This window comes from Niastella soli (genome assembly GCF_017742245.1).
Taxonomy (GTDB): Bacteria; Bacteroidota; Bacteroidia; order Chitinophagales; family Chitinophagaceae; genus Niastella; species Niastella soli.
In genome coordinates this window covers 526,768-546,586 of sequence record NZ_JAGHKO010000011.1, presented here as the reverse complement: position 1 = coordinate 546,586, position 19,819 = coordinate 526,768, and the positions used below count along the sequence as shown (strand labels likewise).

The 19,819-nt window shown below is 45.3% G+C and carries 11 protein-coding genes and 1 tRNA gene; all 12 read right to left on the bottom strand.

Going from position 1 to position 19,819, the window contains the following annotated elements; translation table 11 throughout:
- Positions 1-76: 76 nt before the first annotated feature.
- Entirely contained in the window at positions 77-1,180 is a 1,104-nt protein-coding gene (locus tag J7I42_RS28155; RefSeq protein ID WP_209142510.1) for a site-specific integrase, read from the bottom strand.
- Positions 1,181-1,638: 458 nt separating this feature from the next.
- Positions 1,639-1,722 (bottom strand) — tRNA-Leu (locus J7I42_RS28150).
- 532 nt (positions 1,723-2,254) lie between these two features.
- On the bottom strand, positions 2,255-2,887 hold the full coding sequence (locus J7I42_RS28145) for a class I SAM-dependent methyltransferase (RefSeq protein WP_209142508.1): 633 nt from the start codon (positions 2,885-2,887) through the stop codon (positions 2,255-2,257).
- 370 nt (positions 2,888-3,257) lie between these two features.
- Positions 3,258-3,626, bottom strand: coding sequence for a DUF6717 family protein (locus J7I42_RS28140; RefSeq protein ID WP_209142505.1), 369 nt, complete (start codon positions 3,624-3,626; stop codon positions 3,258-3,260).
- A gap of 130 nt (positions 3,627-3,756) precedes the next feature.
- Complete coding sequence (locus J7I42_RS28135; protein WP_209142503.1) at positions 3,757-5,130, bottom strand: PQQ-dependent sugar dehydrogenase; 1,374 nt, start codon at positions 5,128-5,130, stop codon at positions 3,757-3,759.
- A gap of 190 nt (positions 5,131-5,320) precedes the next feature.
- A complete protein-coding gene (locus J7I42_RS28130) occupies positions 5,321-6,781 on the bottom strand; it encodes a redoxin domain-containing protein (protein ID WP_209142501.1) in 1,461 nt (486 codons plus the stop codon).
- 21 nt (positions 6,782-6,802) lie between these two features.
- The gene (locus tag J7I42_RS28125; RefSeq protein WP_209142499.1) at positions 6,803-8,173 is read right to left on the bottom strand and encodes a RagB/SusD family nutrient uptake outer membrane protein; all 1,371 of its coding nucleotides are present in this window, start codon (positions 8,171-8,173) and stop codon (positions 6,803-6,805) included.
- Positions 8,174-8,184: 11 nt separating this feature from the next.
- The gene (locus J7I42_RS28120) at positions 8,185-11,592 is read right to left on the bottom strand and encodes a SusC/RagA family TonB-linked outer membrane protein (RefSeq protein ID WP_209142497.1); all 3,408 of its coding nucleotides are present in this window, start codon (positions 11,590-11,592) and stop codon (positions 8,185-8,187) included.
- Positions 11,593-11,778: 186 nt separating this feature from the next.
- A complete protein-coding gene (locus J7I42_RS28115; protein WP_209142495.1) occupies positions 11,779-12,972 on the bottom strand; it encodes a FecR family protein in 1,194 nt (397 codons plus the stop codon).
- Positions 12,973-13,046: 74 nt separating this feature from the next.
- A complete protein-coding gene (locus J7I42_RS28110) occupies positions 13,047-13,622 on the bottom strand; it encodes an RNA polymerase sigma factor (protein WP_209142493.1) in 576 nt (191 codons plus the stop codon).
- A gap of 434 nt (positions 13,623-14,056) precedes the next feature.
- A complete protein-coding gene (locus J7I42_RS28105; RefSeq protein WP_209142491.1) occupies positions 14,057-16,678 on the bottom strand; it encodes an MGH1-like glycoside hydrolase domain-containing protein in 2,622 nt (873 codons plus the stop codon).
- 114 nt (positions 16,679-16,792) lie between these two features.
- Positions 16,793-19,729 carry a TonB-dependent receptor gene (locus J7I42_RS28100; protein ID WP_209142489.1) on the bottom strand — a complete coding sequence of 979 codons (2,937 nt, stop codon included), beginning with the start codon at positions 19,727-19,729 and terminating at the stop codon, positions 16,793-16,795.
- Positions 19,730-19,819: the final 90 nt, after the last annotated feature.

Sequence of the window (19,819 nt, the reverse complement as noted above, 5' to 3'; positions counted from 1 at the left end):
AACTGGTAAAAGCTAGCCTTATGCAAGGTGTTGTTATTGGAATCAATTTCATCTACCTGCCGCTTTCTGTAAATGACTATTTTAAAAAGAAGGGCAATTCCTTTGGTGTCGGCAATTTATTGATGGCTTCCGATTGATCTTTTGGCCGGTGGCGTTTATAGGTTCTTTCTACCTGTTTTGTGGTGGTATGCCCCAAGAGATAGGCAACCGTTGCGGAATCAACATTGGTATCCTGAAGCAGTATAGAATAGCTTAATCTTGCGCATGACCAGGTGATGCTTTTTTCAATTCCAGCGCGTTTTACCCATTCACTTATAACTTTATTAGCGCCATTTGCTGTTGGCAGATCAAACACGAGCTTTTTACCATTAAAATCAGCAGGTAACAGACATTGCCTTTTTTGCAATATACTTTTGGCAATGGGGTGGAGGGTTAATGTAACCGGTCTGCCGGTTTTCTTTTGAATAATTCGGGTTGTTAATGTATTTCCTTTAATGTCATTCCAATTAAGAAGCTTAACATCTACCCATCGTAATCCGGTATAGCAGCTAAAAATAAATGCTTGTGATACTTCTACATTTGTCCAGGGAGTATTTAATAAGGCCAGGTAGTCATCCACTTCCAGATGTTCTTTCAAGGCTACGCTTGGATTAGCTACCGCCGGAATGTTGGCAGTAGGATTCTTTAAAAAATATCCATCTGAAGTAGCGGCATCAATGACCCACTTAAACCGGGCAAAGTAATTTGCGGGCGTTTCACCGGTTAGCTTATCCAATAAATAACGCCTGAATCGCTTACAGAAGTTTTCAGAAATTTCGATGGGCGCAATAAATGATTTGTTGTCGATGAACTCTTTGAATTTTGAAAAACAACAGGTGAGGTGCCGGTTACCATCTCGCTTGTTCAGTTTAATGTATTCATCAAAATAATCTATAAAGTTTTCTTTAAACTTATGTGATGGAATGTAGGAGGAACCTATGGCTTGTTGCTCAATGATAACCTGGCTTTTTTTAGTCTCCAGTAACTTCAGCGCTTCTTTATTGTGATTCTTTTGGATTTGATTGTTGGGTTTAGCATAAATAAAGATCCCCGTTGATGGTCGCTGGCCGGGGCCACGACCATAATCATAATAAAAAGTGATCTTATCTCCATTTTTGTTTGGGCGTTGAATAAAATTCATAAGATAGGGGTTTAAATAGTGGAAGAAGTAAAGTTCAAGGAGTGTGCCATGCCAGTTAGATCTGCCATCTTGTAAACGGTCATTTGGTCGTCTTTTATCAAACTGGTAGAAAGCGGAAAAGAACGGAAAAAATAATTTTTGTGAAATGTCAACGATAGGTTTGCTAACTCTGCCATTTCGGCTTCTAACAGACTGACATAAGCGGAATTAGACTCCAAATGGTGTGTCAAACCGTGTGTCATTTGGTGTGTCAAATGAGGGAATTGGGGCCTTTTTTTGGTAATTTTTGGTACCCGACAGTGATGGTTGTGTTCCGGAGCAGGAACATCTTTTTGGTGTGTCATGCGGTGTGTCAATTTTGTGTCAATAAAAGCGGCAGAAAGGGGTAAAAAGCGCGAAAAAATGACACACCAAAAAAGAAAAAACCCTGTAAATCAATGACTTACAGGGTTCATAAGTGCCCAGAACAGGAATCGAACCTGCACTACCTTGCGATAACCAGATTTTGAGTCTAGCGCGTCTACCAGTTCCGCCATCTGGGCTTGCATTTTAAAGAACCCTGCTTTACTACCTTACAATCAAAGACTTATAATCAGCAAACCTCGTTCTTCAAATGGGATGCAATATTACGGTATTGAAAACTCCTGTCCAAAATCTGGCGCATTTTTTTTAAAATATCTGCTGGTTTACTGGTGAATCCTGATTTAACCTGCTTGTTACCTTCAATCAATATATACCAGATCGTGCTGTTTAGTCCTGGTCAGATCCTCATTATATTCAGGTGAGATCCCTGTTGGATTCACTGATATTCCGTACATATCCCGTACATATCCCGTATATGTCCTGTATATGAGCCGTTCCTATATAGGTACGGGAAAAGTACGGAACAACCGCAGATCACCTACAAGTAGACCCCGAAACAACCAGGTATTTCACAGGAATCTCACAGGGATCTCACAAGGCCCCCAAGTGCTGTTGCAAACTGTATACATACTATAAATGCCTATTTCCCTTGGATAAAATCAGTTATTCCACTTAGAGAAAACATAGATACATCATTGATTACCAATAACATTATTGGAGCACCAATAAACTTATTGGCGTGTTTTGTTGCTGATAGAACACTGTAATTTCCTGCTGATGACTGCAAAAAGGTAATAGCTTTTCAATAAAGGTTTTTGCCATAAGTCGCTGGGGAGTAGTGAGCACAATTTTGGCTCCCAGCCGCATAAAATACTGTAAAACCTCGTAAAGCTGATCAAATTGAGCTGGATCGTAGTTTATATCACTGAGCAATAAAACGTCTGTAATGAGGCCCGCGGGCAGGCAGTTCCAATCCAACAACTGGCAGGTAACGTTAGCAAGTTGTAAATGTCCGGTTGTTCTGGTCATGGCAGCCACCGCTTCGGGCAGGTAGTCGCTGCAGCAAACGGTTTGTGCATAACGGGCAGCTACAAATGAGGGCAGCCCCAACCCGGCAGCCAGCTCCAACACATTTTTACCCTGCACCAGTTCCGGATGCTGGTGTATATAGTCCGCCATGGCCAGCGCCGAAGGCCATAGTTTAGTCCAGTGCGGAAAAGGCACCTCCGCCTGCACCTGCTTTTGCTGAAAGTAGTTATCCTGCACTTCCTGCGCGTTGGGCACAAACAGATCTATAGTATAACCCGGCCGTTCCAGGTGTTGTAGTTGTAATGATAGAGACATTAATACTGGTAAAACGGTAAAGTAAGCGCTTTATCTGATCGCTATTTACTTTTCCGGTATTTTTTAATTGCTTTCACAACAAAATAAACAATAACAATGACCGCGATCAGATTCAACAAATTCCAAAGAAATAAAGAAAGACCCGGAGTCATATTTTATAGATTTTCAATAATAGGTATAATCAACAACAATTTTGTTATAAGTATACAACCTGGTTAGTCAAAAAAAAGATGTAACTCAATTGAGTTACATCTTTTTTATTCAACCTGGGGGTAATTACTTTTTGTAGGCAAATTACTTGCAACAGCTTTTCTTAGGGAATAATATCTTTCTGATTATTGCCCATACTTTACTCCAAACTGATATTTGTTTATTCTGAGTCATCGACATCTTCCTGTTTAACAAAGATACGATCAGGAAGTTTACCAAAAACAAATTCTGTTACCTGGCACAGCCACATCCGTTTATTAACCTGCTGACCGTTATACTTTTCCATCAGATAATAAGCACCGCCAATGCTGGGGTCACATTTCTCTGTTAAAGTAAGCACATCTGCGCCTTCAAATGGCTCTTCTGAAATATTTAACACAACGGTTGTACCCCGGTCGGCCATAATATCAAGCATGGTATCGGCGCCATCAACCATTTGCAGATCGCCGGCATTACCGCCCTGTTCTATATATTCAGGCAGATCGATGTACCATTCATCACCATTCTTTACGAACATATAAGTATTCATAGCGTGTAGTTTTTGCAGCTCAAATATAACAAAAAGGTCGTCCCTTCTGAACCCCGGGGACGACCTTTTTGCTTACTAACGGGACACCTTTTGTGTATATACTTCTACAAAAAGACAAAGCATGCTACTCTTAATAACCGTCATCTTTATTCTTTACTGTCACAAGCTTAAAAACTTTTCCAGTATTCCCGCTTGGCCCTAACATAGAAGAAACAGTCAGGTATACTTCCCCCTCATTGTCCTGTCCAAATCCACGCAGGAAATAACCTATATCATTGGGATGGCTTTTCAGATTTATTTCATCATACGACCACACCCCTGCTCCGGACGTTTGAGACATGAACAACTCGCCATCGCCAACAGTGAACCCTTGTGAGAACGTGCCAAAAATATATTTACCGTCCCAGCCCTTTATCTCTTTTCCGCGATACACATTACCACCAATGATGGTGGTAGCTCTTCCACCTGCCGGATTGGCTGCGTTGTTCACTTCTATCACCGGATCGATCAAGGGGTTACCGAGGTTATCTACTGAAGGACAGGAAGCCAATAACAGCGAGTCTACCGCTGCATTAAAGCAATGCCGTCCCTCTTTTACATTCCAGCCATAATTTCCGCCTTTGATCACTACACTCACTTCTTCCCATAATCCCTGTCCGGCATCGCCTGCTAACAACATATGGGTACCCCCCATATCAAATGAATAACGGAATGGGTTGCGAAAACCATAGGCATATATTTCATCTTTACCTGGTTTACCAACAAACGGATTATCAGCTGGTATTCCATAAGGATTTCCACTATTTACATCGATACGCAGAATATTTCCAAACAAATTGGAATCAATATCCTGTCCATTACCGCCGGCATTGGCTGCGTACCAGTCGGTAACATGTCCTGGCGCCACATCATCGGCAGCACCTCCATCGCCAATGGAAATATATAAATAGCCATCGGGACCAAATGCCAGCGTACCACCATTGTGATTTGATTGGGGATCATCCATTTCCAACAAAATCTTTTCGGAATTCATATCTGCCAGATCCCCATTGGCCGATACTTTAAATTCAGAAATGCGGCTTAAATTATCCCAGTTAACACCCGCCTGGGGCCCACCGGCACGGGGTGGCAGTTGATAATAAACAAAGAACCGGCCATTGTTCTTATAATCGGGATGGAAGGCCATGCCCAATAACCCTCTTTCATCATAAGCTGGTGTTAACGCAACCAGTTTGCTGCTTACATCCATAAAGGGTACCGACAACTTTTCACCGTTCTTAATGATCCAGATCTTTCCAACCTGGTCAATGACAAACAACCGGTTTGTATCATTCGGCACAGCAACCAGGCCAATGGGAGAAACAAAATTGTCAGCAATCAACTTAATATCCACTTCCTTATTGTTGTTGTGGGGGCCATCATTCTTTTTACAACCCGTCAACATCAATGCAAGCAACGCTGATGCCGCGAAAAAACGACAAACAATGGTGGAATTGACTCTCATGGTAGTTTCATTTTTAAATGGTTTAAAAAATGATCCATCAGGCTATAGAAAGCCCGAACACTGCTACAGAGAGTTATTTATTTAGTGGGGATTGGTTTGGTATGCCATGTAAATTATGCAAAGGTTATACCCATAATGAAAAATGCAGCGCAAGCTGCATTTTTCATTATGACTTATGCTAATTCCTTAGCTATGATCTCTCTACCATTTCTATCATTGCGGAAATCTCTTCCACCGCAGCTTCGTCAGATCCGGTAAAACCGGTAACCCTGAATCGGATGTTACCATTTTTATCGAGAATGAATTTGGTTGGGATGCCCGAGATACCAAAACTTTCAACGACGTTGTTACTACCTGTTTCGGGGTCTTTCAGGTCCATCAGCACCTGGAAAGGAAACTTATTGTCATCAATATATTTTTTGGCAGCAGCGGTGGCATCACCGGCTCCTTTTTCCCAGGTATGAATAAACAGGAACTGTACATTGGGATTGTCCTTAAATTTATTCACGGCCATTTGCATAGCAGGGAAAGAACGTTTGCAGGGACCACACCAGGTCGCCCAGAAATCGAGTACCACTACCTTGCCTTTAAGGCTTTCTGAATTTACTGTATTTCCGTTTACATCTTTTAGCACCCATGCAGGCGAAGGTTTATTAACAATGGTGTTCTTCAGGTTCTCGATCACCTTTTTTGTAATAGCAGCTTCCATCTCCTTCATATACTCCGCATACGGTTTGCCTCCGGTATTCAGCTTTTCATACAGTGCTTTGTGCATCTCTTTGAATTGCTTTTCAGCCTCACCGGTTTGCACAAATTCATCGGCTTTCTCAAATGCTTCTTTATCGCGGCCCAATGCCTGTAAGATCTCTGAATAAGTATAATTTACTGCCCCATTTTTACCTTCTGCATAGGCTTTTTGAATATATGCCAGCGCGCTGTCATTCTCTTTTTGCTTCAGATAAATACGGGCAATGGAAGTGGAATATCCTCTATACCCCATTGCAGCGAACTGCGCCCCTTCTTCTTTTGTACGGGTAGTTTTAAACGCATAAGCATTGGCCATCGCCTTTTTAAATAAGGGCAATGCCTCCGCCGTATATCCGTTCTTTTCCAGCCGGGTAGCAACACCAGCCCAGGCCTCCCCTTTCCACGCCGGAGTTTGGCACAGGTTGCTATAATACAAGGCCTTCTTTACATTCTTTTCTTCTGCAAACGCACTGGCCACACTATTAGATGCATAATCGTAGATGATCCTGCTGCCTTCAAACCTGTTCATGGGATACTGCTGAAGCCATTTTTTATAAGCCGTTTCCTTTTCAGCTGCATTGCCGGCATTATAAATGGTTTGCACGTCTTCGTTCCGCCAGGTTTCGCCTTTGGGAAAACGGGCTTTTATCACCGTTAATAAAGAATCGCTGGTTGCTTTCTTTTTCATCACACTGAACATATTCAACGCCAGTATCCAATCCTGTTCTTTATTACTTTTTAACCCATCGTATAACTTACCGGTCACCAACGCCCTGTCAGCCGTCTCCTTTGAAGTGGCCAGCCGGTAATAATATTGCCGGGTAGTGTCTTTGGCATTTTGTGCCTGCAGCAATCCATGGCTTACCACGGTGAGCGTTGCTGCCAACATGATTCCTTTGTTCATTTGTAATGGTTATAATGGTTACTAATAGCCGTCGTTTTGCGACAGACTGGTATTTAACAATCGTTGTGCATCGGGTACCGGATACAAAACGGCAGTGCTTTTCCAGGTATTCTTTTTTTGTCCACCGATCACGATGGCCGCGCGATTGGTCCTTTTCAGATCGAACCACCGATGGCCCCATTCGCCAAACAATTCTACCTTTCTTTCCTGCTCGATCGCCAGCAAGAGCTCGTCTTTGGTCAATGTTGCAGACAGACCGGTTAATCCCGCACGGTTACGCAACACATCGATATCACTCTTTGCGAGGGCCAGTTTGTCCTGCTGCGCGCGAGCTTCCCCCCTGATGAGGTACAGTTCTGCAAAACGCAGTGCTACATTGTATTCATTACCGGTAGTACCGCTTCGGATTTTGTATTTGGTTACCCGGTGATAGGTCACCCCGCTTGCCGTGGTATCGGAGGTCCAGTTGGTTTTACGCAGATCGCCAGTTTCAAATGATCTGTACAGCGTATCGTACAGGCTGTAATTAGGCAAGCTGTTGGCGGCCGAATTATAATTGGCGCCATAGGTGCTGATGCCGGTAGTATTGGCAATTTGCCAAATGATCTCGTTGCTGTTATTTACAAAGGCACTGGCCGGCGCCACTATGCCGTATGCTTTTGAATCGATCACTTTGGCAGCGGCTGCTTCTGCATTGGAATAGTCTTTATTGTACAGATAACATCTTGCCAGCAAAGTGGTGGCGGCCCATTTATTGATGCGCGCACGGAAGGTACCGGTATAGGTTTCTGGCAATAATAATTGCGCTTCTTTCAGATCAGCAATGATCTGTGTCCATACCTCTTGTGCTGACGTCCGGGGCAGAAAAGCATTTTCCTGATCATTATTACCAAGCGGCATGGGCACATCGCCATAAATATTCACCAATTCAAATAACACAAACGCCCGCAGGAATTTTGCTTCCCCCAATAACTGGTTCTTTACAGATTCCGTAAGGGTGGTTGATGCCGATAAGCCAACTATGTCGTAGTTGATATTCCGCAAATATTGATAGGCGAAATACCAGGCATTGGCGTTTAGGTTATTGTTAATGGAGATCGTATTATTCTCATACCCGTCATAATCAGAACTGGGGGTATTGTATTGCACATCATCGGCCGACATGCCCGGATACATAGTATAAGGCACCAGCATCTGGGTAGCTACATTACCGGTATACAATCCCATTATTGCACTGGAAGCAGTTATATCGCTGGTGAACACATCGGGGGTGAGTACCTGCGTGGGAGGCGATCCAATTTCAGTGAACTTTTTACAGGAAGTCAGAAACAGGGACAAGGCCATGGCCATGGTCCCAAAATATATTTGTATGGAGCTGTTTTTACGAATCATAGTCAGCAGTCTTAGAATGAACAATTAATTCCAAACACTATCGTGCGCAGGGGTGGCATTACTGCACCCAGGGTACCGGTACCAATACCCGCAGGACCACCCTGGATGGTTGTCTCCGGATCGTACAGGTATTTGTTTTTGGAGAACAGGAATAGATTCTGTCCCTGTACAGAAATGGTACAATCAGCCATCTTTAACCGTTTGATCCAGGCCTGCGGCACCATATAGGCGAGACTTGCGGAACGCAATTTTGCAAACGACGCATCGCCCCAGGTCACATCAGAAGCAGAATAATTGTAATCAGCGCCTGAAGTTTTGTAAGCGGGATACATAGCTGCATCTCCGGTTTTCATCCAGTGATTCAGCACCGATGTATTCTGGTTCAACAAACTGCCAACCGGCACCGGTGAAGGGAACAGATTGGTCCTCGCCTTGCGGTGGTTGAATTGAAAAGTTACATCCAGTTGGAAATTCTTATAGATAACGGTATTTGACAAACCGCCGTAATAAGGGTTGCCCATGGGCATTGCATACCGGTCGCCGGCGCTTGTAATAGAACCGCTGCCATCTTTATCGTCATACACAGCCACACCAGTAGCTGGATCGATACCCTGAAAATGATACAGCTGTGCTACATTGAGTGGTTTGCCAACGATATAAGAAGATGCATTGAATGAATTTTCCAGCCCCGGCCATTTCACCAGTTTGTTGCGGTTGAACGTAACATTCAACGCGGTTTTCCATTCCAGCTCCTTGGTCTTTATATTAGTGGTCCGCAGATCAAATTCAACACCGGTATTGGTAATAACCGCTGGTATATTGACCGTTTTGGCACTGATACCCGTTTGCGTGGGCATCGAAACAGAAGAGATCTGGTTACCGGAGCGGGTTTCATAATAGTTTGCTGTCAACAGGATCCGGTCTCTTAAGAAGCCCAGATCAATCCCTATATCATATTTCCTGCGCGACTCCCATTGAATATTATCATTCAACAGTACTGGTTGCGGGTTCAAAGTACCATTGCCCAATAAGGGGGTACCGGCATTATACAGATCGAGGTACAGGTAGTTCGAGATCTGGTCGTTGCCGGAAGTACCGATGCTGCCACGCAGCTTGCCAAATGAAAGGAAGGAAAGATCATTTCGTGCAAACATTTCTTCGGAGAAAACCCAGGCAGCGCCAACGGAACCAAAATTATTAAACCGGTTGGCGGGGGCAAAACGGGAAGAACCATCGCGCCGGAAATTGGCGTTCACAATATATTTGCCCTTGTAATCGTAAGTTAACCGGCCAAAACCTGCGGCATATTTATACCGTTGAATGTTATTATAATAAACCTGTAGCGTACCGGCAGCGATCATGGAACCTAACAGCGCTTCACTGGAGTAATTACTGGCATAAATTTGATACCCGTCGGCCGTATTGCTTTGCAAACTGGCGCCGGCCAATGCCGTCAGTTTACCTTCGCCCAGCTTACGGGTATAATCGATGGTTGGTTCTATAATATAATTCCCAGCTTTATTGTCGGCGAAATAAGCATAGCTGCCTAAGGTGCTGGTTGGGTTGTCTGAAGAATAGGGATTTGCTTTTTTCTGGTCCAGATCGGTTTTCGTATAGCCCAGCGTTGCTTTCAGGTTCAAACCAGGCAGTATTGTATACCTGAGAGTAAGATTACCGATCAGGTTATTACTGTTACCCTTGTAGGTTTTCTTTAACCGGCCCAGCGGATTGGTAAACCCACTGTACCAGTACAAAGTGCCATCTGCATTGTATAATGGTAAATTGGGCGGCAGGTTATACGCAGAAGAGATATCATCTGCCAATAAATTGGTTACGTCATTGGCATAGGAAACCATTACCCCGATATTGAACTTGTTATCCCGGGTTGTATGATCTGCGTTCAACCGGAATGACAATCTCTTTGCTTCATTATTGCCAGGAAAAACAGTCGTCTCTCTATGGTAAGCTGAATTAAACAAAAAGCGGGTGCCGCCATTTCCCCCTGAAATGCTAGCCTGCGCATCGGTGGTATGGGCCGTTCCACCCAACAGGAATTTTTGCCAGTCGGTGCTTTTAGTAGTGTCCCATACTTTCAGATCAGGCGCATTGGCGGCTGTTGGTGTTTGATTGCTATTGGTAAACGCTTCCCGTCGCATGGCGAGGTATTGTTCCAGGTTCAGCATGGGAATAAACCGCGATACCTTACCCGTACCCTGGTAAAAACTGGCATTCACTGTTGTTTTACCGGCCTTGCCTTTTTTTGTAGTGATCATGATCACCCCATTGGCGCCGCGTGAGCCATAAATAGAGGTGGCGTCGGCATCCTTCAACACATCGATGCGTTCGATATCATTTGGATTGATCAAACTAAACGGACTCACGCCGCCATTGGCGCCGGAGGTCCCAAATGCATTCAGGTTATCGGTGGCCGGAGAACCGCCATTAAAATTGGTAAAAGGAACGCCATCGATGATAAACAATGGCACGTCGCCCTGTGATAATGACCCCTGTCCCCTGATCTGTATCTTCACCGCACTGCCGGGCATGCCATTGTCCTGCGCTATAACCGCGCCGCTTATCCGGCCGGGTAAGGCCGCCAGCGGATTGGCCACCGGTTGTTTGGAGATTTCCTGCGCAGTAACAGAGCTTACCGAACCGGTACTCTTTCTTAAAGAAGTAGTACCATAAGCAATCACCACCATTTCATCGAGCAGCGATCTCTTGGCTTTCAATGTTACTGACAGCATACTGCCGAGCATAGCTCCGGTTACTTTTATTTCCCGCGTTTCAAAGCCAACAAACGATACCACCAGCACATCGCCTTCAGCAGCGTTTATTGTAAAAACGCCATCATTATTGGCCATACCGCTTACGGTGGAACCCTTAATTACAATGGAAGCACCGTTTAACGGCGTGCCATCATCTGCCGTAACCCGGCCTTTGACAGGGTCACCGTATAACAGATTACTGGCCTGCTTCACCAATGGCAGCGACGCCGCGGCGGCTGGCTTTGGTTTTACTATAATGTATTTATTGTCTTCAACGGTGTAGGTGATGCCCTGGTTGCGAAAACAAAGATTCAGCACCTCCGGAAGGGCGGCATTGGCCACCTGCAGATTGACCGAGGTGGTTTTCTCCAACATGGATTTACCATAGATAAAAACATAACCGGTTTGTCTTTCAATTTCCCGGAACACCTGCGCCAGCGGCGCATTTTTTACTTTGATGGTAACACTTTGCGAAAGTCCTCGTGCACTTACATTCAAAAATGCAACGGTCAAGAAAATAAACGTCAGTTTCATTACGCACAATAATTTTTTCCACGAACTGTTTTTCTCACACCCGCCATCACTTGCATTTCGACGGGTAATAGCCATGCCTGCGATAAAGCTGCGGCAGACTAAAGCAGTTTTTTGCATACTTTTGCCTTGGTTTGGGTGAATAAATATCCATTCCCGTTCGATCGTTGTCGAGGGAAGGCCATAGTCGTCGCAGACTATTCAATTATGATGTTACTCAAACCTCCTTCCCGGCTAAGCCGGGATCTTCGAGGCCAGGGATGTTCTCAGCATCGCTGGCTTTTTGTTTTAGCAACTTTCAATTCTTCATGGCAATACTGTGATCCTGTTACCGTCAATCTTAAAGTGCACCAATGTAGTGAGCTCCAGATACCTTAGTACTTTAGACACCGGTACGCTTCGGGGTATCGTTGCAGTAAACCCCTCCTGAGTAGGCTTGCCTGCAAACGCCACCTCTACATTATACCAGCGGCTTATCTGTTTCATTATACTTTCAATCCGTTGTTCTCTGAATATGAACTGGCCGTTTGTCCAGGCTACTGTTTCCTCTACATCAACTGTCTGAACTGTGATTGGTTGGGATTTTTGGGATGATTGGGATACAGATGCCTGTTCACCAGGTTTCAGGATCGCCGATCTTTCATCATTCATCACCTTCACCTTTCCTTCCAACAAAGTTGTCTTTGTGGCCGCTTCATCACTGTATGCATTCACATTAAAGTGAGTGCCCAGTACTTCGATAAACTGCGTCTTTGTTATTACACGAAATGGTTTGGCGGCTAGTTTAGTCACCTCAAAATATCCTTCGCCTTCCAGTGCCACTTCACGGGTACTACCTGTAAATGCAGTGGGATAACGAAGCGTACTGGCCGAGTTCAACCATACCTTACTGCCATCTGGCAAAATCAGTTTATACTCCCCTCCCCTTGGCGTTGAGAGCGTATTATACGTTACATCCGATCGTCCACTGCCTGCCGACTGGTACTTCAAACCCGCGCCCTCTTTCACAACCTGTGCATTGCCCTGCTGCGCCAGCAAACCATTGCCGGCACTGTCGAGGACGATCTGTTTTCCATCTGCCAGGGTCAGCATGGCCTTCTGGCCACCCGGCTGTACATCGTTTTTATAGGGGTTCGAGGTAGCAGCAACCGGAACAGTGGTGCTTTTTTTATTCAACAACACATATCCGGTAATACCAACGGCCAACAAACAGGCAGCAGCAGCCACCCAACGCCAGCGGCGACTGATGGTCAACACCCGTCCCGGCATTTCCGCAACCGGTTTATCAGCCGACAGTACCCGTTGCAGGGATGCCTGCATGGCATCCGCATCAACGGCTGTAGCACCAACCGATTCCGCTTCCATCATTTCGCGCAGCATCTCAATCAACTCTCTTTCTTCGTGCTGGCCAAGCAGTTGCAATAGTTCAGCCTGTTGTTGAGCAGTTAACTCATCATTCATATATTGCCCTATCAAATACCTGATAGCATCTTTTTGCATAACATTGATTTAGGCATCATTCCCTGGTAAGATGCAGCTATAGGAATAACGTACTATTGAAATTGAAATAATTGTTAAAAAAACATTATTAATATAAATACGAGGCTAATGGTATGACCGGCCGCGCCGAGGTGATGACGGATGTCTTTCAGGGCAGTCACAAGGGCATTCTTCACGGTAGCTACTGATAATGAAAGCGCTTCGGCAATGGCAGCAGGTTTGAGTCCTTCTTCCCGGCTCATGCGGTAAATGCGCTGGCGCTGGGGTGGCATATTATTAACGGCCTGTGATACCAGCCGGCTTATTTCGGCGAGCTGGGTAACATCCAGCGGTGTACTGGCTTCCCGATCGCTTTCCCGGACCTGCAGGGCGGCTAATTTTTTGCGATGGTTCAATTCTGTTCTTATGGCATGTAAACACTGGCGGGAGGCAATGGTAAAGATCCAGGCTTGCAGGTTTTCTACTTCGGGGAGTTGGTCCCGGTTCAACCATACGCGCAGAAAGGTCTCCTGCAGCATCTCTTCCGTTTTATCTGCAGAATGCGTAAACTTCAATATAAAAGGACGTAATAAAGGATAATACCGGTTAAAAAGGCTGGCAAAAGCCTCTTCGTCGCCGTCTGCTATCCGTTTACACAACTCGTTCTCCATTATTGGACGCAGTTCAGTTTACAATAATTAGTTTTTGGCTAACAGCTATTAACCTGTAACTGGTATGACTCATCAATCATTGGTGGATAAAGGCGCAGGATGCGCTGAATTTGCAACGGTAATGGAATGCGAATTTACTAAGATAGTGGGAAGATATGAAGATAAGTTTATGAATAATAAGGGTTACTTGTTACGGAAGTCCAGTTACCGGATACCCTTTTCAGGTTGGAAGGTACCGGTTGTGAGTTGTGAGTGGGCTCGCGATTACTCTCGGAAGGCACAAATAATTTTGAGTTTACTCACCATTCACCCCGACCGTCCACTTAAATGGTAAGCCAAATAGCGAATCCGCCAAAGGCGGACAGGCTCTTACAGATCTTGGCCATCTTCTGCCGTCCGCTGTCTGCCATTTGCCGTTTACCCATTGCCACTTCTTACGGCTGATTCTTCATTATGATCAAATTCGCAATGAGCCCCGTCCAACCGGTTTGATGCGAGGCGCCCAGTCCCCGGCCGGTATCGCCATGGAAAAATTCATGGAATAAAATGTAATCCCTGAAGTGTGGATCGTTTTGAAATTTCGGGTGCGACCCCAGTACCGGACGCTTGCCTTCTTCATTTCGCTGGAAGATGCGTAACAACCGGCAGGCGATCTCATTGCCCACCTGCTTCAACGTTAGAAAATTCCCGGAAGCAGTTGGATATTCTATTTTAAAATCGTCACTATAATAGAAATGATATTTGCGCAAGCTTTCAATAAGCAGGAAATTCATTGGCATCCAAACCGGTCCGCGCCAGTTTGAATTACCGCCAAACATAGCACTATCACTATCACCCGGCACATACGGCACACACATAGGCGCCCCGTTTATATTGATCGTATAAGGATGTTTGGCATATTCTTTCGACATTGACCGGATGCCATAGTCACTCAGAAAAGCCGTTTCATCAAGCATATGGCTCAACAATCTTTTCATGCGGTGCCCACCCAATAATCCCAGCAGGTGCGTATCCTGTTTACCTTCTTCATACCAGCGCGATACCAGCAAGGCCAGGTCGGGCCGGTGGCGCAGGAACCAGTTCATGCGTTCGGCAAATACCGGGTTATTGTCCAACGTTTCGCGGGTGATCACTTCTACTGCAAACAGGGGGATCAGTCCCACCATGCTTTTCACTTTCAGTTTTATGATCTGGTTATTTTTCACGCGTACCTGATCGTAAAAGAATTCATCTTCCTCATCCCACAACCCGGTATTGTTCTTACCCATGCTGGCCATGGCACCGGCGATGTACAGGAAATGTTCAAAAAATTTGGTGGCCATTCCCGTGTAGGCTTTATTGTAAGTAGCCAGCTCCAGTGAAATGTGCAGCATGTTCAGGGCATACGTCGCCATCCAGCTGGTACCATCTGCCTGTTCGGCATGCACCACTTCCGGCAAAGGTGCGCTTCTGTCGAACACCCCGATATTATCCAGCCCCAGGAAACCTCCTTCAAAGATATTATTACCTTCCTTATCCTTCCGGTTCACCCACCAGGTGAAGTTGATGAGCAGTTTATGAAACAGCGATTCCAGGAACGCATAATCTTTTACGCCTTTGGCTTTTGCATCCATCCGGAAGATCCTGAATACGGCACCGGCATGGATAGGCGGATTGGCATCGCCCAATGACCATTCATAGGCAGGCAACATGCCCGAGGGATGCATATACCATTCCTCAGTCAATAACTGGAGTTGCTGTTTGGCAAAATCCGGGTCAACCAACCCAAGGGTAACACAATGAAAACCGAGGTCCCAGGCTGCATACCAGGGAAACTCCCATTTATCGGGCACTGAGATAATATCCTCATTATTGAGTTGCTTCCAGTCGTTATTGCGGCCCTGCCAGCGTTCTGAAGGCGGGGTGGGCAATGAAGGATCCCCATCGAGCCACTGTTGTACTTTATACGAATAGAATTGTTTATTCCACAACATGCCGGCTATAGCCTGCCGGAAAATAAGTTTTTCATCATCGGTAGGAATGTCTTTTTGCAGATCGGCATAAAAGGCATCGGCTTCTGCTATGCGTTGGGCAAAAAGCGATTCAAAGATGGCATCAAAATCATCGAATGCATTGGGATGATGTTGATCGCTTAACCGCAGACGCAGCGTATGGGAAGCACCGCCGGGAATAGAGAGTTCATAATTAATGGCCGCTTTGGTGCCCATCATGGCGGTGTTCACCGTTTTTTTGCCATGAATCAGATAATCCCCGATACCATCTTTTGGAAATGATTGTTTATCGTCATGGTCATACAACCGCAGGTTATTGGTTTCATTGTCGCAAAACAACATGGTACCTGCGCCCTGAAAATACAAGGATGACACCTCCAGGCGTTCGTGATCAATACGAATGGCATGATCACCGTTCTTATATAAAGTTGGTTTATAATCGTGTCGTCCCCAGGTCCACGTATTCCGAAACCATACGGTGGGCAATACGTGCAAACTGGCCGCATCCTTACCACGATTGTGGATGGTTATCTTTATAAGGATATCATCGGTGCCGGCCTTTGCATACTCCACAAACACATCGAAGTATTTATCATCATCGAAGATGCCGGTATCTATCAATTCAAACTCGGGTTCCTGCCGGCTGCGACGGCCATTCTCCTGTATCAGCCATTCATATGGAAACTCCAGTTGCGGATACTTGTACAACATTTTCATGTACGAATGGGTAGGCGTGGCATCGAGGTAATAATAGATCTCTTTTACATCTTCGCCATGATTGCCCTGTTGGTTGTTCAAACCAAACAACCTTTCTTTCAGAATGATATCTCTTTTATTCCATAATGCCAGGGAAAAACACAACAGCTGTTTATCATCGCAAATACCAGCAATGCCTTCCTCACCCCAGCGCCAGGCTTTGCTGCGGGCCATATCGTGGGTAGTATAATTCCAGGCATCGCCATTGGCGCTGTAATCTTCCCGAACAGTGCCCCATTGCCTGTCTGAAACATAAGAGCCCCATCTTTTCCAGCTGGGATCCTGTAGCCGTTGTTGTTCTGCGATCATTTGCTTGATTTCTACGAACAAATGTACAGGAGAAATGTTTTATGGAGGGACTATCTAACAATTTCTTCAAGTGATACAACTTTAGCGTTATGCTGCACAAAATATTGTTTCTTGTTATAATTTGCAATTAATGGTCAGCAGAAAAGTAGTACCCGACTGACTAAAGTGAGATCCATCATAAGTAGCAATGTGGTAGCGGCCGTTAAAGGTCACCGCATTGACATTCCGTCTGAGACCAACCGGGTCATTCAATACCTGTTGACCGGCACTGTTCAATGGCTTCAATACATATTCGGGCAGCACATTGAACATATTATTTATGGCAAAGGAGGCGCCCAGCCAGGGGATAAATTGATAGCTGAAATGCCCATCTGTAAGCAGCTTTGTTCTAAAGACCATTTTTATATTCCGGTCGAGCCCCGCACTGCGGAAGGTTGCCGGACCAAACAAGGTATTATTGATACTAACACTCACTTTTCCTATCGTAAGATCACTACCCAGGATGGCTTTGAACTTTGGCCGGCTCGTTAACAATAACGCTTCCTGCATATAATCAAAAACCTCCTGCCCTGCTTCTTCTATCAATTTAGGATTGGCCACCACGCCTGACAATTTATTGGCCATGGTATAATTACCAGCAAGGTTAAAAGCAACCCGGCCGGTGTTAAATACGCGGATGTTTTTAAAGGATGCCACCAGATCGAGCCCCTGTGTATTGGTGCTGATGCCATTGGTAAAAAAACTCACGCCAATGATGCCATTGGCACTTAATACGGTATCGAGCTGGGTGTTTTTATTGGCAGTATGGGCAATATCAGCACTTAAAATGATCCGGTCTTTAATATTGATATTATAATAATCCAGCGTGATACTGAAATTACGGGATGGGCGCAATCCAATTCCAGCAGTAAAATTCAGCGATTGTTCCGGCTTCAGGGCAGGCACGCCTAAAACCTGGGCCTGCATACTCTTATTACTTACCACTCCTTTTGACTGTACGCCCATACCGGGAGTAAAGATCTGTTGAACTATTTGCAGGTTCACCTGTTGCAAACCCGGTGCACGAAAACCGGTTGACAACGACGAGCGAACAGTCATTTTATCACCAAGGAGTTTTTTTCTGCCGCTGACCTTCCATACAAAAGCGCCGCCAAAATCATTGTAATATTCCTGCCGGGCGGTAGCATTCAGCAGCATTGTTTTCGACAGATCGTAACTAACATCGAGGTAGCCGCCCATATTAAACCGGTTTGACGTATTGGCGTTGATGTTAGCAATACCAGAAAACGAAACAGGCCCCACGCCCACACAGGAAGCCTTGTCGCCTGCCATGATGGTAAAGGTCTCATGACGAAACTCCGTACCGAATGCAATGGCCAGTTGTTCGTTTATAGTATGTGTAATATCTATATTACCCACTGCATGATGAAAGCCATACCCGCCGGGCCGGAAGGTGGTAGGGCTTTGCGCCCCCAGGGCCGGATTCCAGGTATTGTCAACGGAATACAATTGTTTATTGCTGCCAATGGTAGCGCTTATATCGGTTGTCCAGGATTCTTTTTCCTGTTTAAATCCAAGTGTGGCATTATAATCATTCAGATCTCCGGCAAAGGTTGGCCCATACCCCAGGTAGTCAGCGGTGGTATCGTGCAATAAATTATAGGGGTCCTGTTTCCAGTATGCCGTACGATAGTTGGCATAGCTCTGGATATTCTTGTACACATACGCCGCATTCGCATAAATAGAAGCGTTATTATTTACCGGAATGCCGGCATTCACCAGAAAACGGGCAGCAGTAATGGCCGGAGTACCATTCACATTGCGTGCATCGGGAAATTGCGCCAGATAGGCTTTTACTTTTTCCAGTCCGGCTTCAGTTCCATCACCCAGGTCGATGTTATCCTGTTCGGCATCTACTTTACCTGGCCGGTTGGTACGGTTCTCCTTTTGAAAACTGATGGTATAATTGGCAAATCCCTTTGTACCGATATTCACCCCACTATTAATGCTGTTGGCAATAGAGAAACCATCCCCTTTACTGGTAATACCGGTATTGGTCTTGAAACTGGTATATTCATACCGGTCTTTCAAAATTATATTCATTACGCCGGCAATGGCATCAGACCCATATTGAGCAGAAGCGCCATCGCGCAGGATCTCTACCCGTTTTATAGCTTCAAGAGGAATGGCGGAGAGATCGGTCTCTGTTTCCCCTCGCCCGGGTGAGGTTTGGATATACACCAATGAACCGGGGTTCTTTCTTTTTCCATTTATCAAGATCAGCGTTCGGCAGGGTCCCATATTTCTGATCTCATATGGATCAGATAAAGACGTGGCATCATGCACCGGCATGTTCACTGTATTGAACGAAGGAGCGCGATATTGTAATGCTTTGTCGAGCGTTAACTGACCTGTGCTGATCAGGTCGGCGCCATTGATATTGTCTACAGGCAGCGAGGTGTTGGTGAAAGTACGCTGGCTGGCGCGACTACCTACAGCTACCACTACCCCACTAAGATCGGTGATGGCGCTGTTCAATGTAACATTTCTGACCGCTTCTCCCTGTTGCATTTTAACCGAGGTCATATAACTCCCATACCCAACGCTGCTGAAATAGATCTTATGATTCCCATCTCCCAACGGCAGCGCGTAATTTCCCTGCGCATCGGTAACAGTGCCTTTATCTACTCCTATTACAATAATGGAAACTCCTGGCACCGGTTCGTTCTTTTCATTGTGAACGGTACCACGTAACAGGTTTTGCTGTTCAGCAGGCATTTTTACATACTTCTCCGTATGAGACGGTCCTTCTGAGATGATAATTTGAGTGGGCGATACTTTTTTATAGGTAAGTCCGAAAGGGGTTAACAGGTTGTGCAGCGCTTTATCGGGATTGTTGCAACCAGCGGTATCAGGGGTCACCTTCTTGTTTTGTACCAGTTGCTCGCGGTAGAGAATGCTTACCCGGAATTTCTTTTCCAAGGCGGCAATTACGTCTTTTAGGGGCAGGCTATTAGGCGCAAGCCGCTGCCCCTGCACGGTAAATACCATGCATAGGGATAAATTACATGCAATAAGCCATTTTTTAAAAAGGCTTTTTCTCATAATCAAAAAACGCTAAACGCTTTTTCAGGTTTGCGT